This is a genomic window from Cohnella sp. 56, assembly GCF_037963805.1.
GTDB lineage: Bacteria > Bacillota > Bacilli > Paenibacillales > Paenibacillaceae > Cohnella.
In genome coordinates, this window is the sequence record NZ_JAZDQE010000001.1 from 746,887 (window position 1) to 764,673 (window position 17,787).

12 protein-coding genes are annotated in these 17,787 nt (G+C 62.1%); 8 read left to right on the forward strand and 4 right to left on the reverse strand.

Translation table 11 applies throughout. The features are described 5' to 3' along the window. Nucleotides 1–64 precede the first annotated feature (64 nt). From VQ071_RS02970 to VQ071_RS02980, 3 genes are all read left to right on the forward strand, one after another. A complete protein-coding gene (locus VQ071_RS02970; RefSeq protein WP_340512384.1) occupies nt 65–1,039 on the forward strand; it encodes a FecCD family ABC transporter permease in 975 nt (324 codons plus the stop codon). 73 nt (nt 1,040–1,112) lie between these two features. Continuing rightward, nucleotides 1,113–2,846, forward strand: a complete 1,734-nt coding sequence (locus VQ071_RS02975) for an ABC transporter ATP-binding protein (protein ID WP_340512353.1) — start codon at nt 1,113–1,115, stop codon at nt 2,844–2,846. Between the two features lie 111 nt (nt 2,847–2,957). Beyond that, the gene (locus tag VQ071_RS02980) at nt 2,958–3,971 is read left to right on the forward strand and encodes a S66 family peptidase (RefSeq protein WP_340512354.1); all 1,014 of its coding nucleotides are present in this window, start codon (nt 2,958–2,960) and stop codon (nt 3,969–3,971) included. Nucleotides 3,972–4,124: 153 nt separating this feature from the next. Here VQ071_RS02980 and VQ071_RS02985 read toward each other — a convergent pair whose 3' ends face one another. Together VQ071_RS02985 and VQ071_RS02990 are read right to left on the reverse strand one after the other, a co-directional pair. Continuing rightward, nucleotides 4,125–6,086: a glycoside hydrolase family 15 protein gene (locus tag VQ071_RS02985; protein ID WP_340512355.1), complete on the reverse strand. Its 1,962-nt coding sequence runs from the start codon at nt 6,084–6,086 to the stop codon at nt 4,125–4,127. Nucleotides 6,087–6,091: 5 nt separating this feature from the next. Further along, nucleotides 6,092–7,375 carry a LacI family DNA-binding transcriptional regulator gene (locus VQ071_RS02990; protein WP_340512356.1) on the reverse strand — a complete coding sequence of 428 codons (1,284 nt, stop codon included), beginning with the start codon at nt 7,373–7,375 and terminating at the stop codon, nt 6,092–6,094. A gap of 335 nt (nt 7,376–7,710) precedes the next feature. Here VQ071_RS02990 and VQ071_RS02995 point away from each other — a divergent pair, with 335 nt between their 5' ends. From VQ071_RS02995 to VQ071_RS03010, 4 genes are all read left to right on the forward strand, one after another. Further along, entirely contained in the window at nt 7,711–9,033 is a 1,323-nt protein-coding gene (locus VQ071_RS02995; protein ID WP_340512357.1) for a sugar ABC transporter substrate-binding protein, read from the forward strand. A 90-nt stretch (nt 9,034–9,123) separates the two neighbouring features. Continuing rightward, the gene (locus tag VQ071_RS03000; RefSeq protein WP_340512358.1) at nt 9,124–10,416 is read left to right on the forward strand and encodes a sugar ABC transporter permease; all 1,293 of its coding nucleotides are present in this window, start codon (nt 9,124–9,126) and stop codon (nt 10,414–10,416) included. Continuing rightward, nucleotides 10,413–11,246 (forward strand): sugar ABC transporter permease, encoded by an 834-nt coding sequence (locus VQ071_RS03005; RefSeq protein WP_340512359.1) that lies wholly within the window; start codon nt 10,413–10,415, stop codon nt 11,244–11,246. Before VQ071_RS03000 ends, VQ071_RS03005 begins: the two co-directional genes overlap by 4 nt. A 134-nt stretch (nt 11,247–11,380) precedes the next feature. After that, nucleotides 11,381–12,940 carry an alpha-amylase family glycosyl hydrolase gene (locus VQ071_RS03010; protein ID WP_340512360.1) on the forward strand — a complete coding sequence of 520 codons (1,560 nt, stop codon included), beginning with the start codon at nt 11,381–11,383 and terminating at the stop codon, nt 12,938–12,940. 462 nt (nt 12,941–13,402) lie between these two features. Here VQ071_RS03010 and VQ071_RS03015 read toward each other — a convergent pair whose 3' ends face one another. Both VQ071_RS03015 and VQ071_RS03020 read right to left on the reverse strand, forming a co-directional pair. After that, nucleotides 13,403–15,151 carry an alpha-glycosidase gene (locus VQ071_RS03015; protein WP_340512385.1) on the reverse strand — a complete coding sequence of 583 codons (1,749 nt, stop codon included), beginning with the start codon at nt 15,149–15,151 and terminating at the stop codon, nt 13,403–13,405. Between the two features lie 172 nt (nt 15,152–15,323). Then, nucleotides 15,324–16,283: a hypothetical protein gene (locus VQ071_RS03020; protein WP_340512361.1), complete on the reverse strand. Its 960-nt coding sequence runs from the start codon at nt 16,281–16,283 to the stop codon at nt 15,324–15,326. Between the two features lie 246 nt (nt 16,284–16,529). Here VQ071_RS03020 and VQ071_RS03025 point away from each other — a divergent pair, with 246 nt between their 5' ends. Continuing rightward, complete coding sequence (locus tag VQ071_RS03025) at nt 16,530–17,618, forward strand: DUF3048 domain-containing protein (RefSeq protein ID WP_340512362.1); 1,089 nt, start codon at nt 16,530–16,532, stop codon at nt 17,616–17,618. Nucleotides 17,619–17,787 lie beyond the last annotated feature (169 nt).

The window sequence follows — 17,787 nt, forward strand, 5'->3', positions numbered from 1 at the left end:
CACCGGCCTTTCATCTGCGGCGCAGCCCAGAGGCAGAGGCGGACGCGGACGCAATGCCTCGATTATGATCGTGTTCGGCATCTTGATCGCAGCCGCTTTTCTGGTCAGCATGAACACCGGCTATATCCGGCTCCCGCCTGCCGATTTGCTGCGCACGCTTCTGGGGCACGGCACGGACAAGCAGAATTTGATTCTGTTCGACTTCCGTCTGCCGCGCATCGTCATCTCCGTGCTGATCGGCGCGGGACTGGCCGTATCCGGCTGCGTCATGCAGGGCATCTCGCGCAACGCGCTGGCCGACCCCGGCATCCTCGGCATTAACGCCGGTGCGGGACTGATGGTCATGCTGTTCGTCTCCTTTTACCCGGCTACGGCCGCCGCGCCGGTCTATATTTTGCCTTTGCTCGCCTTTGCGGGCTCCGGGCTGACCGCAGCGCTGATCTACGCCCTCGCGCACAAGCGGCACGAGGCGCTGTCGCAGACGCGGCTCTTGATGACCGGCATCGCGGTGGCGGCCGGCATCAGCGCGGCTTCGATCGTGCTCACACTGAAGCTGAGTCCGGACAAATACCAGTTTCTCGCGACGTGGCTGGCGGGGAGCATCTGGGGGACGAGCTGGAAGTTCGTCCTGGCGCTGCTCCCCTGGATCGTGCTGCTGTTGCCCTATGTGTTCTACAAGGCGCGGGTGTTGAACGTGCTGAACCTGGGCGAGGCGACGGCCACGGGCCTGGGCGCGCATGTCGGACGCGAGCAGCTCAAGCTGCTGGCCGCCGCGGTCGGACTCGCGGCTTCCTGCGTCGCCGTCAGCGGCGGCATCGGCTTCGTGGGCCTGATCGGGCCGCATCTCGCCCGCCGTCTGGTCGGCCCCCGCCATCAGGCGCTGCTGCCGGTGTCGGCGCTCGCCGGTGCGCTGCTGGTCATCGTCGCCGATACGATCGGCCGCTGGATCTTGCAGCCGTCGGAGGTGCCGACCGGCATCGTGGTCGCCGTCGTCGGCGCGCCGTACTTTTTATATCTGCTCGCCAGGAGCAGGTCGTGACGTCCCGCCGCGGCAGCCTTGAGGGGCCTATAGCGCGGTTGCGCAGGTATCGCCCATACCGAGGAGGAAGACGATGCTGAGACAGTTTCTATCCTATTACCGCCCTTATCGGCAACTGTTTATACTGGATTTCACCTGCGCCGTGCTGGCCGCGCTGCTCGAGCTCGTTTTCCCGCTGGCCGTCAACAAGGTCGTCGATGACCTGCTGCCGGGCGGGGATTGGACGATCATCGCGTGGTCGTGCCTCGGGCTGCTGGGCGTGTATATCGTCAGCGCGGGCCTGCACTTCGTCGTCACCTATTGGGGACACAAGCTCGGGATCAGCATCGAGTCCGATATGCGCAAGCAGCTATTCGACCGCGTGCAGAAGCTCTCGTTCCGCTTTTTCGACAACAACAAGACCGGCCATCTCGTCTCCCGCATGACCGGCGACCTGATGGATATCGGCGAGATCGCGCATCACGGACCGGAGGACCTGTTCATCGCCGTCATGACGCTGGCGGGCGCATTCGGAATCATGCTGTCGATCAACTGGCAGCTGGCCGTGCTGACCTTTGTCATCGTCCCGCTCATGGTCAGTCTGTCCGTCTACTTCGGCGGCAAGATGTCCCGCGCGTTCGACACGATGTTCTCGGATATCGCGGACTACAACGCGCGCGTGGAGAACAACGTCAGCGGCATCCGCGTCGTGCAGGCGTTCGTCGGCGAAGCGCATGAGATCGAGCGGTTTGCGGACAACAACGAGCGGTTCAAGCGGACCAAGCTGGTCACGTACCGGATCATGGCCTGGAATTCGTCGATCAGCTATATTTTGAAAAAGGTCGTCTCGCTGTTCGTGCTCGTGTGCGGAACGTGGTTCGTGCTGCGTCAAAATATGTCGTACGGCGAGTTCATCGCCTTCGTGCTGCTGTCCAATGTGTTCCTCGGGCCGATCGAGCAGATCAATGCCGTGATCGAGACCTATCCCAAGGGCGTTGCGGGCTTCAAGCGGTACCTGGAGCTGCTGGAGACGGAGCCCGATATCAAGGATTCGCCCGAAGCGAGTCCGCTTGGAGAAGTGCGCGGCGATATTGCGTTCAGAAATGTTACGTTCGGTTATCGCGATGAAGAGGGGGAGAGGGGACGCACCGTCGTGCTGCGCGACGTGAACCTGTCGATCGCGGCGGGCGAGACGGTCGCGCTCGTCGGGCCGTCCGGAGGCGGCAAGTCGACGCTGTGCAGCCTGCTCCCGCGCTTCTACGACCCGGACGACGGCGCCGTGCTGATCGACGGCAGAGATGTGCGCGGCATCCGGCTCGACTCGCTGCGCGCGCAGATCGGCATCGTGCAGCAGGACGTGTTCCTGTTCGACGGCTCGATCCGGGACAATATCGCCTACGGCAAGCTGGGGGCCTCGGAGGAGGAGATCTGGCAGGCTGCGCGGCGCGCCCAGCTCGAGGAGACGATCCGCCTTCTGCCGCAGGGGCTGGATACGACGATCGGCGAACGCGGCGTGAAGCTGTCCGGCGGACAGAAGCAGCGGCTGTCGATCGCGCGGATGTTCCTCAAGAACCCGCCGATCCTGATTCTGGACGAAGCGACCTCGTCTCTGGACACGGAGACCGAGGCTGCGATCCAGACCGCGCTCTCGGAGCTGGCGCGCGGGCGGACGACGCTCATCATCGCGCACCGGCTCGCAACGATCAAGGACGCGGACCGCATCGTCGTCGTCGCCGGCCAGGGCATCGCCGAGCAGGGGAGCCATGAGGAGCTGGCTGCCGGAGACGGCATCTACAGCCGGCTTCATCGGGTGCAGTTCGGCGCGTGAGCGCATGCGCCCGATTCCGGTGATAGACGCAGCCGTGCCGCAGCGTTAGACTAGGTCTATCGCGTATGCGGCTTGGCATCGACGGCCGCCAGGAGGAGGACTGACGACACCATGATCTATCCCGCCATGCCGCACTCGGCTACCGTCGCGGTTACCGCGCCATCCTCCGGAGTAGGGGAGGAGAGACACCATCTGCTTCGGGCGGCGGCGAGCCGGATGGAACAGCGAGGCTACGAGGTCGTCATGGGACGGACCCCGTGGACGCAGCACAAGGCCAAGTCGGCGCCGGCGTCGGAGCGAGCCGGAGAATTGAACGCTTTTCTGCAAGACGACAGAATCGACCTGATTGTGCCTCCGTGGGGCGGGGAGCTCTTGATCGAAGTGCTCGCGCATGTGGACTTCGCAGCGATCGGTCGCAAGTGGATCATGGGCTTCTCCGATCTCAGCGTGCTGCTGCTGGCCGTGACGCTCCGCACGGGAATGGCGACGGCGCACGGCATGAACTTCGTGGACCTGCGCGGCCCCGATACGGATGAGACGACTGCGCAGTGGGAGCATGTGCTGCGCGCAGGCTTGAACGCGGCGGTCGTGCAGCGGTCATCGGATCGTTACCAGGCGACTTGGGACCATCCCGATCCATCGCCTTGCGTGTTCCACCTGACGGAGCCGACGGTGTGGAAGGTCGTAGGCGGCGGCCGGGCGGAGATGCGGGGCCGGCTGCTCGGCGGGTGCATCGACGTGATCCGTCATCTCGTCGGCACGCCTTACGGCGACGTGCGGGGATTCCGGGAACGGCATATTCCGGGCGAGCCGCTGCTGTGGTATCTGGAAAACTGCGAGCTGTCGACGGTCGACATGCGCCGCTCGCTCGTGCAAATGAAGCTGGCAGGGTGGTTCGAGCATTGCGCGGGCATCTTGTTCGGCCGCAGCGCCGTGCATATCCCGATGGATGGATATACTGAGCTCGACGTGTTCGAGGAGCTGGCCGAAGAACTCGGCGTGCCGGTCGTCTACGACGCCGATTGCGGCCACAAGCCGCCGCAACTGACGCTGATCAACGGCGCTTATGCGGAGGTCGTCGCAGAGGCGGGGCGCGGGACGGTCGTGCAGACGTTCAGGCCGTGAGCGGGACGCCAGCCGCCGGAGGGGGAACTGAAGGCAAGCGGGCATAGCGCCGCTGCGGAAGCGTTCATCGGTTGCGAGCGTCCGCCGCACCGTCGGCTCAAATGAAAAAGAACCGCCGCGGCGGTTCTTTTTGCATACAAGCAAGGATGAAGCTTACTGTGCCGACCAGTAGCCGGCTTCGCTGAGCATGGACACGGTCAGCACGAACATCGCATGCGACCAGGTGAGCGGCACGATCCAGGCGGGACCGCCGGTCTCGCGGTCGATCTGTTCGGGCAGCAGGCCCGTCTCGGTGCGGTGGTCGACGGCCCACTGAAGCAGCTCGCGCGCCTCGGCGTATTGACCGTTCTGCACGCGGTATTGCGCCAGCCACAGCGTCGTCAGTATCCACGGATTGCCGCCGATATAGCCGTCGTCCTCGTAGCGCTTGATGCCGCCGATGCCGGGCGTGGTCAGCTTGCGCTCGATCGTGTCGGCCGTGCGGCGCATGTATTCGTGCTCCGCCGGCAGGACGCCGAACGGCGCGGATACGCCGAGCAGGCTGATGTCGACGATCGGATCATGCGCCAGCGTGAAGCGCTCATAGCCCTTGGCGTCGCGCGCTGCCGCCCCTTGGACTCCGAGCGCCAGGGCGCTCGCGAATCTGCCCGCATCGACGCTCAAGTTGAGCCCGCGGTAGAAGCTGCCCTCGGCTTCGTTCCAGCAGCGCGACTCGATGGCCGCCGCGATGCCGTCCGCGGTCGCAGCCCAGCGCGCTGCCGCGTCCGCGTCGCCCATCAGCCGGCCGAACGAAGCCGCGGCCCGCAATCCGGCGCAGACGGCAGCCGCGGAGTACGTATGCTCGCCCTTGCGCTCCTCCCACAGATCCATGCTCGGCCGCGGGAGACCGGTCTCGTCGTCGATGAAGGCGGCCAGGAACGCGGCGCCGCGCGATACGGCCGGCCACATCCGCTCCGCGAAGTCGCGGTTCCCGGTCTGCTCGTACAGCTGCCACATGCCCCAGACGATCGAGGCGCCCTCGTCGATCTGCAGACCCCAGGACGGCGCGAGGCTGCCGTCGTGGTAGTGGCGCTGCTGCCAGGAGCCGTCGGGCTCCTGCGCGGTTAACGTCCAGTCGTAGAACTTCTCCGAGACGGCAGTCAGACCGGCCTTGTTCAGCGCCGTCGTGATGAAGGCGGCATCCCGGCCCCAGCAGTAGGCGTACCCGCCGCAGCGGGAGAACGTCTCGTCCGGCTCGGGGGCGGCGAGCAGGCTGCCGGTCTCCTTGTCCGCCATCAGGCGGAACGTCAGGAGCGAGCGCTCGTAGGCTGCCGCGATCTCGGCGTCGGCGCCGGCCGGGCATGGCGCGGCGGCTGCGAGATATTCATGCCAGTAGGCGGTCGTCTCGGCGAGCCAATCGGCTGCGCGCTTCGCCTTGGCGGCGGCCATGACGTCAAGCGCTTCGGCGCGGGTCGTGCCGGCGGCGATGTAGACCGGCATCGAGACGGAGGCGCCGGGCGCGACGTTGTCGAAGCGCCAGACGAGCGCGCCGTCCGGCTGCATGTCGATATCGTTGCCGGACAGCCACGAATAATTAGCGCCATCGCGGGCATGTCCGGCCTGATATCCAGCGCAAACGTTTGCGCTGGAAATTGCAAAAAAAGTGCGCTGGCGGTAATGAACGAGGCTGTCCGAGCCGGCGTCGAACATCGTCGTGTTGTAGAGCGCGCTCTCGGTAATGTTAAAGGCCGAGTACCAGACGAACGAAAACGACTGCGCCTGGTCGGAGCGGTTCGTAATCGTATAGTCCCGCACGACGATATCGGCATCAGGAACGGCGAAGTCGCGCTGGACGACCTGCAGCGGATAGCGGTCGGACGCGGCCGAGACTTCGACGATATTGGTGCGGGACATGTACGCGATCTCATGGCTCCAGCCGGCGTCGGCTTCGTCGAACCAGAGCGTCGTGTCGCCGCAGCCGTCGATCTTGAGACCCGTGCGGATCACGTCTACATGCTGGGGAAAATCGATATGCGGCCACCACAAACGGTAGATGCGGCCCGTGCGGCCGACGGACGCAAGCGTGCGCCCGTTGCCGATGACCGCGTCCACGAGATAGGGCTTGTTGTCGTTCATGCGAATCAGCTCCTCTTAAACGTCGGATACATGGATGATTCCCGCACGATGAGGCGATGCGGGATGATGACGGGATTCTGATGCAGGGGTTCGCCGCCGATGACGCGCAGCAGCGACTGGACCGCTGTATAGCCGAGCTGATACGTCCCGATGTCTACGGAGGTCAACGGCGGCGAAGCGAGCTCGGACAGCGCAATATTGTTGAAGGAGACGATGCTGATGTCGTCCGGGACGCGGTAGCCGAGCTCCGACAGCCCGCGCAGCACGCCGAAGGCGACGTTGTCGTCGATGACGACGATGGCGGTCGGCCGCTCGGGCATATTCATGAACTGGGACATCGCCCTGAACCCGCTCTCCTGCAGGAATTCGCCCTCGACGATCCACTCGCCCCGCATCTCAAGACTGTGCTCCTCGAGCGCCTGGCGATAGCCGACCATGCGGTCGTGGGACAGCGTGAGGTCGGGCGGACCGCTCACGAATCCGATCCGGCGGTGGCCCTGGGCGATCAGATGGGCCGTAGCGTCGTAGGCGACCTGAACGTTGTTGTTGTCCACCATCACGGCATCCGGATACGCTTCGCTGCGCCCGAGCAGCACGAACGGGAACTGCTCCTTGCTCAAGAAAGCGATCAGCGGATCGTCGCGCTTGGAGCCGAGCAGCAGCACGCCGTCGACCCTGCGCCCGCGGACGAGCCTTGAAATCGTATTCACTTCGTCGGAGGAGGAGGTGGCCGTCGTCATCAGCAGATCGTAGTTCATGCGGGTCGCCTGCGTGACGATGCCGCGCAGCAGCTCCCCGAAAAAGTAATTCTGAAACAGCTCTTCGGCCGGCCTGGGAAGCATGATGCCCAGCGTCTGCGTCGTCTTGGACACGAGGCTCTTGGCCATGACGTTAGGATGGTAGCCTTGTTCTTCCATAATCGCTTTAACTTTGCGCGAGGTCTCCGGGCTGATCCGCGGGTGGTTCGACACCACGCGGGATACGGTGGACGGCGATACGCCCGCGAGTCTGGCGATATCTTTGATGGTGACCATATAGGGTACCCTCCAAGCGAAGCGTCCGATTGGGTTTGTGCAACCGTTTGAACAGGCATAAAACGGCTGCATGCCAACAGCTATATCCATCCTATCGCAGCCCATAATCAAAGTAAATAGCAAAATTAGAGAGCGGCGCAACAAACGGAAAATCGAGAAAAACATATGAAAAAGAGAGCAATCAAAAGAACGCCTGCGCTTTGTTTGCATTATCCCGGAATATCGACCTGTGCAAACGTTTTTACATGAAACCATCCTTGTTGTATAGTAAGTGGCGTAGATCAAACGCTTTCAACGCTTCGAGAAGCCTTTTGACAAGGCTGGAGCGGGTCCGGCTTGCTGGGAAAGGCGTAAGGTTCGGTTTTTTACTGACTTTTGTTCAAACGTTTGCGCATGCACATACTTTTATTGCTGCAGGCGCAAACTGGAAGAAAAGCGCAGTCCAACGAAACTTGCGTAAGCCTCGGCTCTGCCGACATCAGCCGCAGGCCGGCGGAAACAGCACCGTCCAAAGCCCAATCGCACCGTCCAAGTTCAGCCGTTCCAGTCAAAGTTTCGACATTTCCATCATTGAGAGGGGTCTGCATCACATGGAAATCAAAAAAGTATCCGCGCTATTGGTATCGGCGGCTCTCGTAGCCGGACTCACCGCTTGCGGAAGCAGCAGCAACAATAAAAACGCGGCATCGTCCGCTCCGGCTTCGGAGGCTGCATCCCCGTCGTCCTCGGCATCCGCTTCTGCATCCGGCGAAGAGGAGTATGCGCCGGAAGCCGGCGCGAAGCTGCTCGTCTGGTACAGCGCCAGCGAGAAGGCGATCGTAGAAGCAGCCGCCAAGACTTTCAAGGAAAAGTACAACATCGACGTCAAGGTAGAGGACGTAGGTCCCGACAAGTCGATCGAGAAGATGATCACGGACGGTCCTGCCGGCGTAGGCGCCGACGTATTCTCCGCCGTGCACGACCGTCTGGGCTCCGCGGTGCAAGCGGGCATCATCCTGCCGAACGACCTGCACGAGGAAGAGACGAAGGCCAACAACTCCGAGAAGTCGGTCGACGCCTTCACGATGGACGGTACGCTGTACGGCTATCCGATGTCCGTCGAGACGACGGCCGTCTTCTACAACAAGGACCTCGTCCCGAACGGCGAGATGCCGAAGACCTGGGACGACGTCATCAAGTTCGCCAAGACGTTCAACGACGTTAAGGCCAACAAGTACGCTTATATGTGGGAACTCGGCAACGGGTACTGGAGCTGGGGCTTCTTCGGCGGATACGGCGCGTACGTATTCGGCAACGGCGGCACCGACGAGAGCGACATCGGCATCAACAAGCCGGAAGGCGTAGAAGCCGCCAAGTTCTTCCAGAGCCTGAAGGAGATTCTGCCGATCAAGGCGGCCGACGTGAAGGCCGACATCAAGACGAGCCTGTTCGGCGAAGGCAAGCTGGCGATGAACGTCAGCGGTCCGTGGCAGACCGAAGAGTTCAAGAAGAGCGTCAAAAACCTCGGCGTAGCCGAATATCCGACGCTGCCGAACGGCAAGCCGATGATGCCGTTCTCCGGCGTCAAGGGCTTCCTGGTCAACGCCAACACGAAGTATCCGATCGCGTCCAAGATGTTCGCGGAGCTGATCTCCTCCGAGGAGTTCCAGGCGCAAAACTTCGAGCTGTTCGGCAGCCTGCCGGCTAACAAGAACGTAGCCGCCAGCGACAAGGTGACGAGCGATCCGTTCGCCAGCGTCTTCCTGAAGCAGTTCGACAGCTCCACGCCGATGCCGAAGGTTGCAGGCATGAATGCTTTCTGGTCGACGCATGAAGCCGCGCTGTCCTCGCTCTGGAACGATCAGGCCGACGCGCAAAAGACGATGGACGACTGGGCCAAGAAGATCAAGGACGCCATCGCTTCCGCACAATAATCCGCCAGTTCTGCTAGACGACAACATCAGACCCATTCACCCGCCGCAGCCCGGCGGGTGTAATGGTCTTTAAGGAAGGAGAGAGCCTGTGTGAAGCGACAAGCAATGTCGGCAGCCTGGCTGTCGGTTTTATTTGCGGGGCTCGGACAGCTCTACAACAAGCAGTACAAAAAAGCGGCCATGCTGCTCCTCACGCATGCGGTCGGCATCTATATCGTCGCCGCCCAGTTGTTCCCCTATCTCGAAGGTCTCGTGACGCTCGGCGATCAAGGCCGGCACTTCGAGAAAAAAGGCAAGATCAGTGTCATGGTCGAAGGCGACCACTCGATCTTCATGATGATTCACGGCGTTCTGGCCGCGCTCGTCGTTGTGGTTCTGCTTGTTATTTACATTTTGAATATTCGCGATGCTTATCGGGTCGGACTGCGTATCCAGCAAGGCAAAGAAATCCACGGACTCAAGAACGACATATTCCCGTGGCTGCTGCTCGCGCTGCCATTCCTCGGCGTGCTGTTCTTTACCGTCATGCCGATCGTGTTCACGTCGCTGATCGCATTCACCAACTATGCGTCGCCCAATCATATACCGCCCAAAAATCTCGTCGACTGGGTCGGCTTCGACACATTCCACAAGCTGTTCAATATGAACGTCTGGAAAGACACCTTCTTCGGCGTCCTAAGCTGGACGATCATCTGGGCGATACTCGCCACCGTGACCTGTTACTTCGGAGGCATCCTCGTCGCGCTGCTCATCAACCAGCAGGGCATCAAGTTCAAGGGCTTCTGGCGCATGCTATTCATCATTCCGTATGCGATCCCGCAGTTCGTATCGCTGCTCATCATGAAGAACATTCTGAACGAGAAGTTCGGGCCGATCAACGCTTACTTCAGGGCGTTCGGTCTCGAAGGACTGCCGTGGCTGAACGATCCGTTCTGGGCCAAGGTGTCCGTCGTCGTCGTCAACATGTGGATCGGCATTCCGGTGACGATGGTGCTCGTCATGGGCATCCTGACGAACATCTCCAGGGATCTGTACGAGGCTGCGGACGTGGACGGGGCTTCGGCCTGGATGAAGTTCCGCCACATCACGATGCCGTACATTCTGTTCGCGACCGCGCCGCTGCTCATCACGCAGTTCACCGGCAATATCAACAACTTCAACGTCATTTTCCTGCTGACGGGCGGCAATCCGGCCACGATGGCTTACAACAATGCCGGCAAGACCGACCTGCTCGTCACCTGGTTGTACAAGCTGACGCTCGACTTTAATCAATACAACATCGCGGCGGCCGTCTCGATCCTGATCTTCCTGTTCATCGCGACGATGGCCATCCTGATCTACACCCGCACCAAATCGTTCAAGGAGGAGGACATGATCCAATGAAACGCCCCAAACTGGTATTCAGCTACGTGCTGCTCATCCTGATCGGCATTGCGGCGCTGTACCCGGCGCTCTGGACGCTCCTGTCCTCCTTCCGGGTGGGCAACTCCCTGTTCAGCGATACATTCATCCCGCAGCACTGGACGCTCGATCACTACCGCGATCTGTTCCGCGACCGCGCGGACCGCAGCATCCCGTACGCCACCTGGTACTGGAACACGCTGAAGGTCGCCACCGTCAGCATGGTGCTCGGCACGCTCATCCAGCTGCTGACGGCGTATGCCTTTTCCCGGTTCCGCTTCAAGGGCCGCAAGACGATGCTGACGCTCGTGCTCATCCTGGGCATGTTCCCCGGCTTCCTCGCCATCACGGCGCTGTTCGTCATCTTCAACATGCTGAACCTGCTTGATACGCAGTGGGCGCTCATCATCGTCTACTCGGCGGGCGCCGCGCTCGGCATGTTCGTGGCCAAAGGCTTTTTCGACACGATCCCGCGCAGCCTCGAGGAGGCGGCGGTCATCGACGGCGCAGGCCATATGAAAATTTTCACCAGCATCATCCTGCCGCTGTCGCGACCGATCGTGACATATATCTCGCTCACGACGTTCGCCGGCGCCTGGGTCGACTTCATCTTCGCCCGCATGATCCTGCGTTCGCCGGAGAAGTGGACGCTGGCCGTCGGGCTGTGGAATATTATCGATTCCTACAATAGTACGGAATTCACGCTGTTCGCGGCAGGCTGTGTACTCGTCGCGATCCCGATCACGATTCTGTTCATGTATACGCAGCGCTTCCTGGTCGACGGACTGACGGCCGGCGCGAGCAAGGGCTAAGACGGCAACGACTAAGCGGCGTCGCGGTCCGCGTGTGGCATGTCGCTAGCGGTATGTCGCTAGCGGTATGTCGCACGCGGTATTTGCCATATGCAAGCATTGCGGCTCGGACGAATGCAAAATGAGGTGGGCGGATGAGAAGATTTGTGTCGGGGGCGGCGGCGATCGCGCTGTGCGGTTCGCTGCTGGCGTCCTGCTCGCCAGGCAAGGAGACAGCGCCGGACGGCCCGTCCGGCGTTTACTATGAGATCTTCGTGCGCTCGTTCGCCGATTCGGACGGCGACGGCGTCGGCGATCTCAAAGGAATCGAGCAGAAGCTCGACTATCTGGAGGGACTCGGCGTGGACGGTCTGTGGCTGACGCCGATCCAGCCTTCGCCGAGCTATCACGGCTACGACGTGACCGATTATTACGGCATCAATCCGCAGTTCGGCACGATGGACGATTACAAGTCGCTGCTGAAGGCGGCGCACAAGCGGCACATGAAGGTTCTGATGGACCTCGTTGTCAACCATACGAGCTCGGAGCATCCGTGGTTCGCGGAGTCGGCCGAGGGCAAGGACAGTCCGCGCCGCAACTGGTATACGTGGGCCGAGGACCGCGGGCTGTCGACGTCGGCGATGAGCGCGACGGGCGGAGAGGCGTGGCACGCGCGCGGCGGCGATCACTATCTCGGGACGTTCTGGAGCGGGATGCCGGATCTGAACTTCGACGAGCCCGCCGTGCGCGCCGAGATGGTCAAGATCGGCAACTTCTGGCTCGATCAGGGCGTGGACGGCTTCCGGCTCGACGCCGCGAAGCATGTGTACGAGGACTTCAAGACGCAGGCGAACAGTCCGAAGATCGCGCAGAAAAACCAGGCGTGGTGGCAGGAGTTCCGGCGCGGCTTGACCGGGGCGCATCCGGACGTTTACCTGGTGGGCGAAGTGTGGTCGAGCGCCGGGGCCATCGTACCGTATGTAAAGGACGCGCTCGATTCGACGTTCGGCTTTGACCTGAGCGACTGGATTCGCGAGGCGGCGTCGAAGGGGACCGCGGCGGATATCGCGGACCGGCTGGCGCGGACGAGCGAGGTGTACGCCCGGGAGTCGGGCGGCAAGTACATCGACGCGCCGTTCCTCGACAACCACGACCGGGACCGCTTCATGAGCCTGGCCGGCGGCGATGCCGCCAAGGGCAAGCTGGCGGCCGCGATGCTGCTGACGATGCCGGGCCGGCCGTTCGTCTACTATGGCGAGGAGCTCGGCATGCAGGGCGCGGGCGCGGACGAGCTGAAGCGCGAGCCGATGCGCTGGACGCAGTCCGGTGCTGGCGAAGGGCAGACGAGCTGGGAGCAGTCGGTCGCAAATACGGACCCGGCGGTGAGCGTGGAGGCGCAGGATGGCGCGAAGGGCTCGATGCTGGAGCGGTACCGCGAGCTGATCGCGCTGCGCGCGTCGACCGCGGCGCTGCGCGACGGTGCGATCGAGCCGGTCGCGGCCGAGCCGCCTGCGGGCACGGTCGCCTATGTGCGGGCGACGGCGGACGAGCGCGTCTACGTCGCGCACAATCTGACGGCGGAGCCGCAGACGATCGCGCTGGACGCCGACGCGGCGAAGGCGTACCGCAAGCTGCTGTACGCCAGCGAAGCGGGTGCGGCGCTGAAGGACGGCACGATCACGCTGCCGGCGTACGGAACGGCTATATTGAAATAAGAAGAGTCTGTCCTCAAGGTTAGCGGCCTTGGGGACAGACTCTTTTTTGGTTCAGCGACGAACCGATTCCGACGAGGAGGCGAGGAGTGGCGGGCAGGTGGGATAGAGGCAATGCTGGTTGGTTAAAAACCGGATTGCGCCAAGCCCACGGTAGCTGCAAATATGCAGCTAATTGCTCGAGAATGCGACATGTTCGGAACGATAGCTGCAAATATGCAGTTAAGCTCACGGAAAGTGGCTTATATCCGGCGAGGGAGCGAAAGTTAACTGTATAAATGCAGTTATCGCTGCCAGGTGTCAAGGCTCAGGAGATAATAACTGCAGAATTACAGTTATCGGATATACGTCAGCGTCCTATGACACCCCGCGCCCCCTTCACATGGCGCCCGCCCACGACGTTGCCGGCAAGCAGTCAACCTGACCCTCGGGAGGGTTCACAGCGCGGCTGGCGCTGCGCGGGCACTACTGCACCTGCCGCCACACCGCGTAGCCGAACGCCGGCAGCACGGTTTGCAGGCGTCCGCCCGCGACCGGGGCGGTCTCGCCGGTGTAGGCGTTCTCCCATGCGGCGATGCCGGCTTCGACGGATACTTCGGCCGGCAGCACGCTAGCGTTCATCGCGATGATGAAGCGGCTGCCGTCGGTCCCGCAGCGCTCGTACACGAGTGTGCCGCTGCCGCGCTCCGCCTGCAGGAAGGCGATGTCGGCATCGCGGAACGCGCCGTGCGCCCGGCGCAGCGCGATCGTCTCGCTGTAGAAGCGCAGCAGGTCCGCGTCCTGCTCGGACTCGTCCCACACCATGCAGCCGCGGCAGCCGGGATCGCCGCCGCCGGCCATGCCGACTTCGTCGCCGTAGTATATGCAGGGGACGCCGGGATATGTGAGCTGGAACAGCGCCGCGAGCTTCATGCGCCGCTCGTTGCCGCCGCACAGCGTGAGCAGGCGCGCCGTGTCGTGGCTGTCGAGCAGGTTGAACGCCGACTCCGTGACGGTCTGCGGATAGGCGGCGAGCTGCTTGCCGATGGCGTTGGCGAAGCCGTCCGCATCGATCTTGTCCTTGGCGAAGAAGTCCAGCACCGCATTCGTGAACGGATAGTTCATGACCGCGTCGAATTGGTCGCCCTGCAGCCACATCATCGAATCGTGCCAGATCTCGCCGAGGATGTAGGCTTCGGGATTGACCGACTTCACGGTGTGCCGGAACTCCCGCCAGAAGGCGTGGTCCACCTCGTTGGCCACGTCCAGCCGCCACCCGTCGATGCCGATCTCCTCCACCCAGTAGCGGGCCACGTCGAGCAAGTACTTTTTAACATCGGGATGCTCTGTGTTGAGCTTGGGCATGATCGGCTCGAACGCGAACGTCTCGTACGTCGGGATGCCGCCCGTCACCTGCAGCGGGAACTCGCGCACGTGGAACCAGCCCGCATATTCGGAAGCCTCGCCCTTCTCCAGCACGTCGACGAACGGGGGGAACGTCTTGCCCGCATGATTGAACACGGCGTCGAGCAGCACGCGGATGCCGCGGGCATGGCAGGCCTCGACGAGCGCCTTGAGATCCTCGTTGGTGCCGAAGTGCGGATCGACCTTGAGGTAGTCGGTCGTGTCGTACTTGTGATTCGTCGTCGCTTCGAACACGGGAGTGAAGTAGATCGCGTTGACGCCGAGGCGCTCGATATGGTCGAGATGGTCGCGGACGCCCTTCAGGTCGCCGCCGAAGAAGTTGCGCGGGGTCGGCTCGCCGCCCCAAGGCTCCGTGATCTCGGGATTAAGCGACGGATCGCCGTTCGCGAAGCGCTCGGGGAAGATCTGATAGAAGACGGAATCCTTCACCCAGGAGGGCGGGGCGAACACATCGACCGGATTAATGTACGGAAAGTCGAAAAAGTCGTCCGGGTTCGGCGGGAGGCGGTCGGCGAAGCCTTTTTCCGTAACATAGAGCGTCTCGTCCGCATCGGTCAGCCGGAAGGCGTAACGCAGGCGGCGGTAGGGCGGCACGACCGGCGTCTCCCAGTAGTCGAACAGCTCGTCGCTCGCGAAGCGGCGCATCGGCACGGACTGGGCGGTCCGCTCCCAGGCGTACTTGTCGCCGACGATCGCGTCGGCCTGCGCGAGGTCTCCGCGCTTCGCGCGAACGCGCAGATGGAGCGTCTGCCGGTCCGCCGCGTAGGCGAAGTTCTGCTTGGGGCGATGGTACACGGCTTCTCTGAGAATCATATGATCATGCTCCTTTTGTGGGATTGGGCAAGCATCGTATGCACAAAAAAAAGCACAACCCCGAATGCTTACCCGAGGTTGTACCTGTTGGTAACATTGCCTTTAGATTGTGCTACTTTTTATTATAAACGATGCATCCCGCGCTGCCAACCTGGCGTATGGTGCCGAATTAGCGGCCGCCGTAAGTCTCCACGATCTCCTGCCGCCGGTTGCTTAGCGTCTTAATTTGGCTTTCCAGCTGCTGCCTCTCCCGCTGCAGCTTGCCGATCAACTGTCCGATGTCGCGATTCTGGCTGCTGACGGATTCAAGCGAATTGTTGATGCGTCCCTGGACCATCCAATCCGCGAGCAGCCCGTCGAAGAAATAATCCGAGAACTTGAGCAGCCCGCTCACCTGCGGCACGGCGCTGTCGTGCGACAAGTTCAGATCCCCCAGCTCCTTGCGGAACCGGCGCATGGCATCCTCCGCTTGATGAATGTACATCGTTGCATCGTCGATCCGCCCGTGCTTCACGGCCGTCGCAATCATGCCGCCGCCGAGCATGTCGTATGTCCCCCAATTTTTAGCCGAAGACAGCTTCTCCTCCGCCTGCCCGAGCGCGCCTTCGACCTCCAGCCCGGCGCGGATCGCTTCGTCGAATTCGACGATCATCGCCTGCAGCTGTCCGATCTCTGCGGGCAGCGCTTCAAGCTCCGCCCACTTGTCCGCGTCGTATTGCCGAATCCATTGCTCCTTCATGGAGAGCAGCTCGCGGTAATCGCGCTCCGCATGCTCGACTTCGGCCAGCTTGCCGACGAGTTCGGTCCGCTCGCGCTCCAATGCGGCCAGGGCGGCTGCTGCCGCATCGTGCTTCAGCTTGGCTTCTGCCGCTTCGCGCTCTTCCTTGGACAGTTTATCGTCCAGCTTGCCGAACAACTGCAGCAAAAATTGCGAAAAGCTGGACGATCGCAGTCGTTCGACATCTGCCTGCTCGCTCGCGAGCCGCTCCGACCAATACGCGACCTCCCGCTGCTGCTGCTGCGCTTCGCGGGCGAGATCGGTTCGACGCTTGGTCCATTTGGCCCGCAGCGTCATGTCTCTCTTTGCTTGCGCCAGCTTCTCGTTCCACGCCAGCAATGGCTCGCTCATACAGGTCACCTCAATTTTTATAGGTCAGGGCAGTTGTGGTAATCCTTTAGACGAATACGAGGCGAAAAGGTTTCTTTTGGCATCGGAGGCGGGCTTCAGGCCAATCGCTCTGACCGAAATCCCTCAGGCCGGAGCTGCTGCGCTCATCGAACATTGGCAGCGTATTCAGTCTCAGGCAGGACAAGCGGGGGGCGGGTGTGGTTTAATGGAAATACCTATAATACATATCTGTCTGGAGGCAACCGAATGACCGCGACAACACCGGGCGCGATGCGCCGAACGCTGCTGGCGTTGACGCTGGCGTCCGCGATGACCGTCCTCGGCGCATGCGGAGGCGGCAGCGAACCCGCGACGGCGCCGATCGAGACCGCATCCGCACTTCCATCCGCCAGCCCGACGGCCTCGGCGTCCGCTTCGGCCGAGCCGACCGCCGCCTTCCTCGCGCCGCTCACCGGCATGCCGGTCGATCAGGCCGTGACGCGCAGGCCGCTCAGCGTCATGATCAACAACTTCAGCGCCGCGCGCCCCCAGTCCGGCTTGACGCATGCGGATACCGTGTGGGAGATTCTCGCGGAGGGCGGGATCACCCGGCTCGTGGCGATCTTCCAGAGCCAGACGTTCGACGAACCGATCGGACCGATCCGCAGCATCCGGCCGTACCTGATCGACATCGGCGAATGGTACGGCGGGGTGCTCGTGCATGCCGGCGCGAGCAACGATGCGCTCGCCCTGCTGCAGCACTCCGGCAAGGCCGACATGGACGAGATCAACAATGCCGGCGCTTACTTCTACCGGTCCAAGGACCGCAAGGCGCCGCACAATCTCTATTCGACGCAGGACAAGCTGTATACCGGCGCTCACAAGATGAAGTATGCGGAGACGGCGCCCGTACAGCCGCTGCTGCAGTTCAATCCGGCGCCGGACCTGACGGGCAATCCGGAGGCGGCCAAGGTCGAGCTCAAGTTCCAGCTGTCCGACTACAAAGTGTCCTACGACTACGACGCGGCGACCAAGCTGTATGCCCGTTCGATCAACGGCAAACCGCATATCGATCTGAACAATTCGCAGCAGCTGGCCGCAGCCAATCTCGTCGTATTGTCGGCCAAGCACCGCACCTACGACGATTACGGCCGTCTCGTGATTGACTTGAGCAGCGGCGGGCAGGCTGTGCTGTTCCAGCAGGGTCACGCGATCGCCTGCGAGTGGAAGCGCGACAAAGGCGACGTCATCCGGCTGTACCGGGACAGCCGCGAGCTCGCTTTTCTGCCGGGCACGACGTACTATCACGTGGTGCCGACGGACGGCGGGTTCGACAGTCATGTGAAGTACGAGTGAGGGCTGCAGCTATCAAGGGAACAAAAGAGGTTGTATCTGACCTGGAGTGCTACGATAAAAATGCAGTCGAAAAACCCCCTCGTATGAAATAAAATGAAAGCTAGCGAGGGGACGAGGACGCATGAACAGGTATGACAAGGCATTCAAAGAAGAAGCCATAAGACTGAGC

Excerpts from the sequence above, each read along its gene's own strand:
- VQ071_RS02970 (WP_340512384.1), top strand. The coding sequence starts at position 65 with ATGATCGTGTTCGGCATCTTGATCGCAGCCGCTTTTCTGGTCAGCATG.
- VQ071_RS02975 (WP_340512353.1), top strand. The coding sequence starts at position 1,113 with ATGCTGAGACAGTTTCTATCCTATTACCGCCCTTATCGGCAACTGTTT.
- VQ071_RS02980 (WP_340512354.1), top strand. The coding sequence starts at position 2,958 with ATGATCTATCCCGCCATGCCGCACTCGGCTACCGTCGCGGTTACCGCG.
- VQ071_RS02985 (WP_340512355.1), bottom strand. The coding sequence starts at position 6,086 with ATGAACGACAACAAGCCCTATCTCGTGGACGCGGTCATCGGCAACGGG.
- VQ071_RS02990 (WP_340512356.1), bottom strand. The coding sequence starts at position 7,375 with ATGGTTTCATGTAAAAACGTTTGCACAGGTCGATATTCCGGGATAATG.
- VQ071_RS02995 (WP_340512357.1), top strand. The coding sequence starts at position 7,711 with ATGGAAATCAAAAAAGTATCCGCGCTATTGGTATCGGCGGCTCTCGTA.
- VQ071_RS03005 (WP_340512359.1), top strand. The coding sequence starts at position 10,413 with ATGAAACGCCCCAAACTGGTATTCAGCTACGTGCTGCTCATCCTGATC.
- VQ071_RS03010 (WP_340512360.1), top strand. The coding sequence starts at position 11,381 with ATGAGAAGATTTGTGTCGGGGGCGGCGGCGATCGCGCTGTGCGGTTCG.
- VQ071_RS03020 (WP_340512361.1), bottom strand. The coding sequence starts at position 16,283 with ATGAGCGAGCCATTGCTGGCGTGGAACGAGAAGCTGGCGCAAGCAAAG.
- VQ071_RS03025 (WP_340512362.1), top strand. The coding sequence starts at position 16,530 with ATGACCGCGACAACACCGGGCGCGATGCGCCGAACGCTGCTGGCGTTG.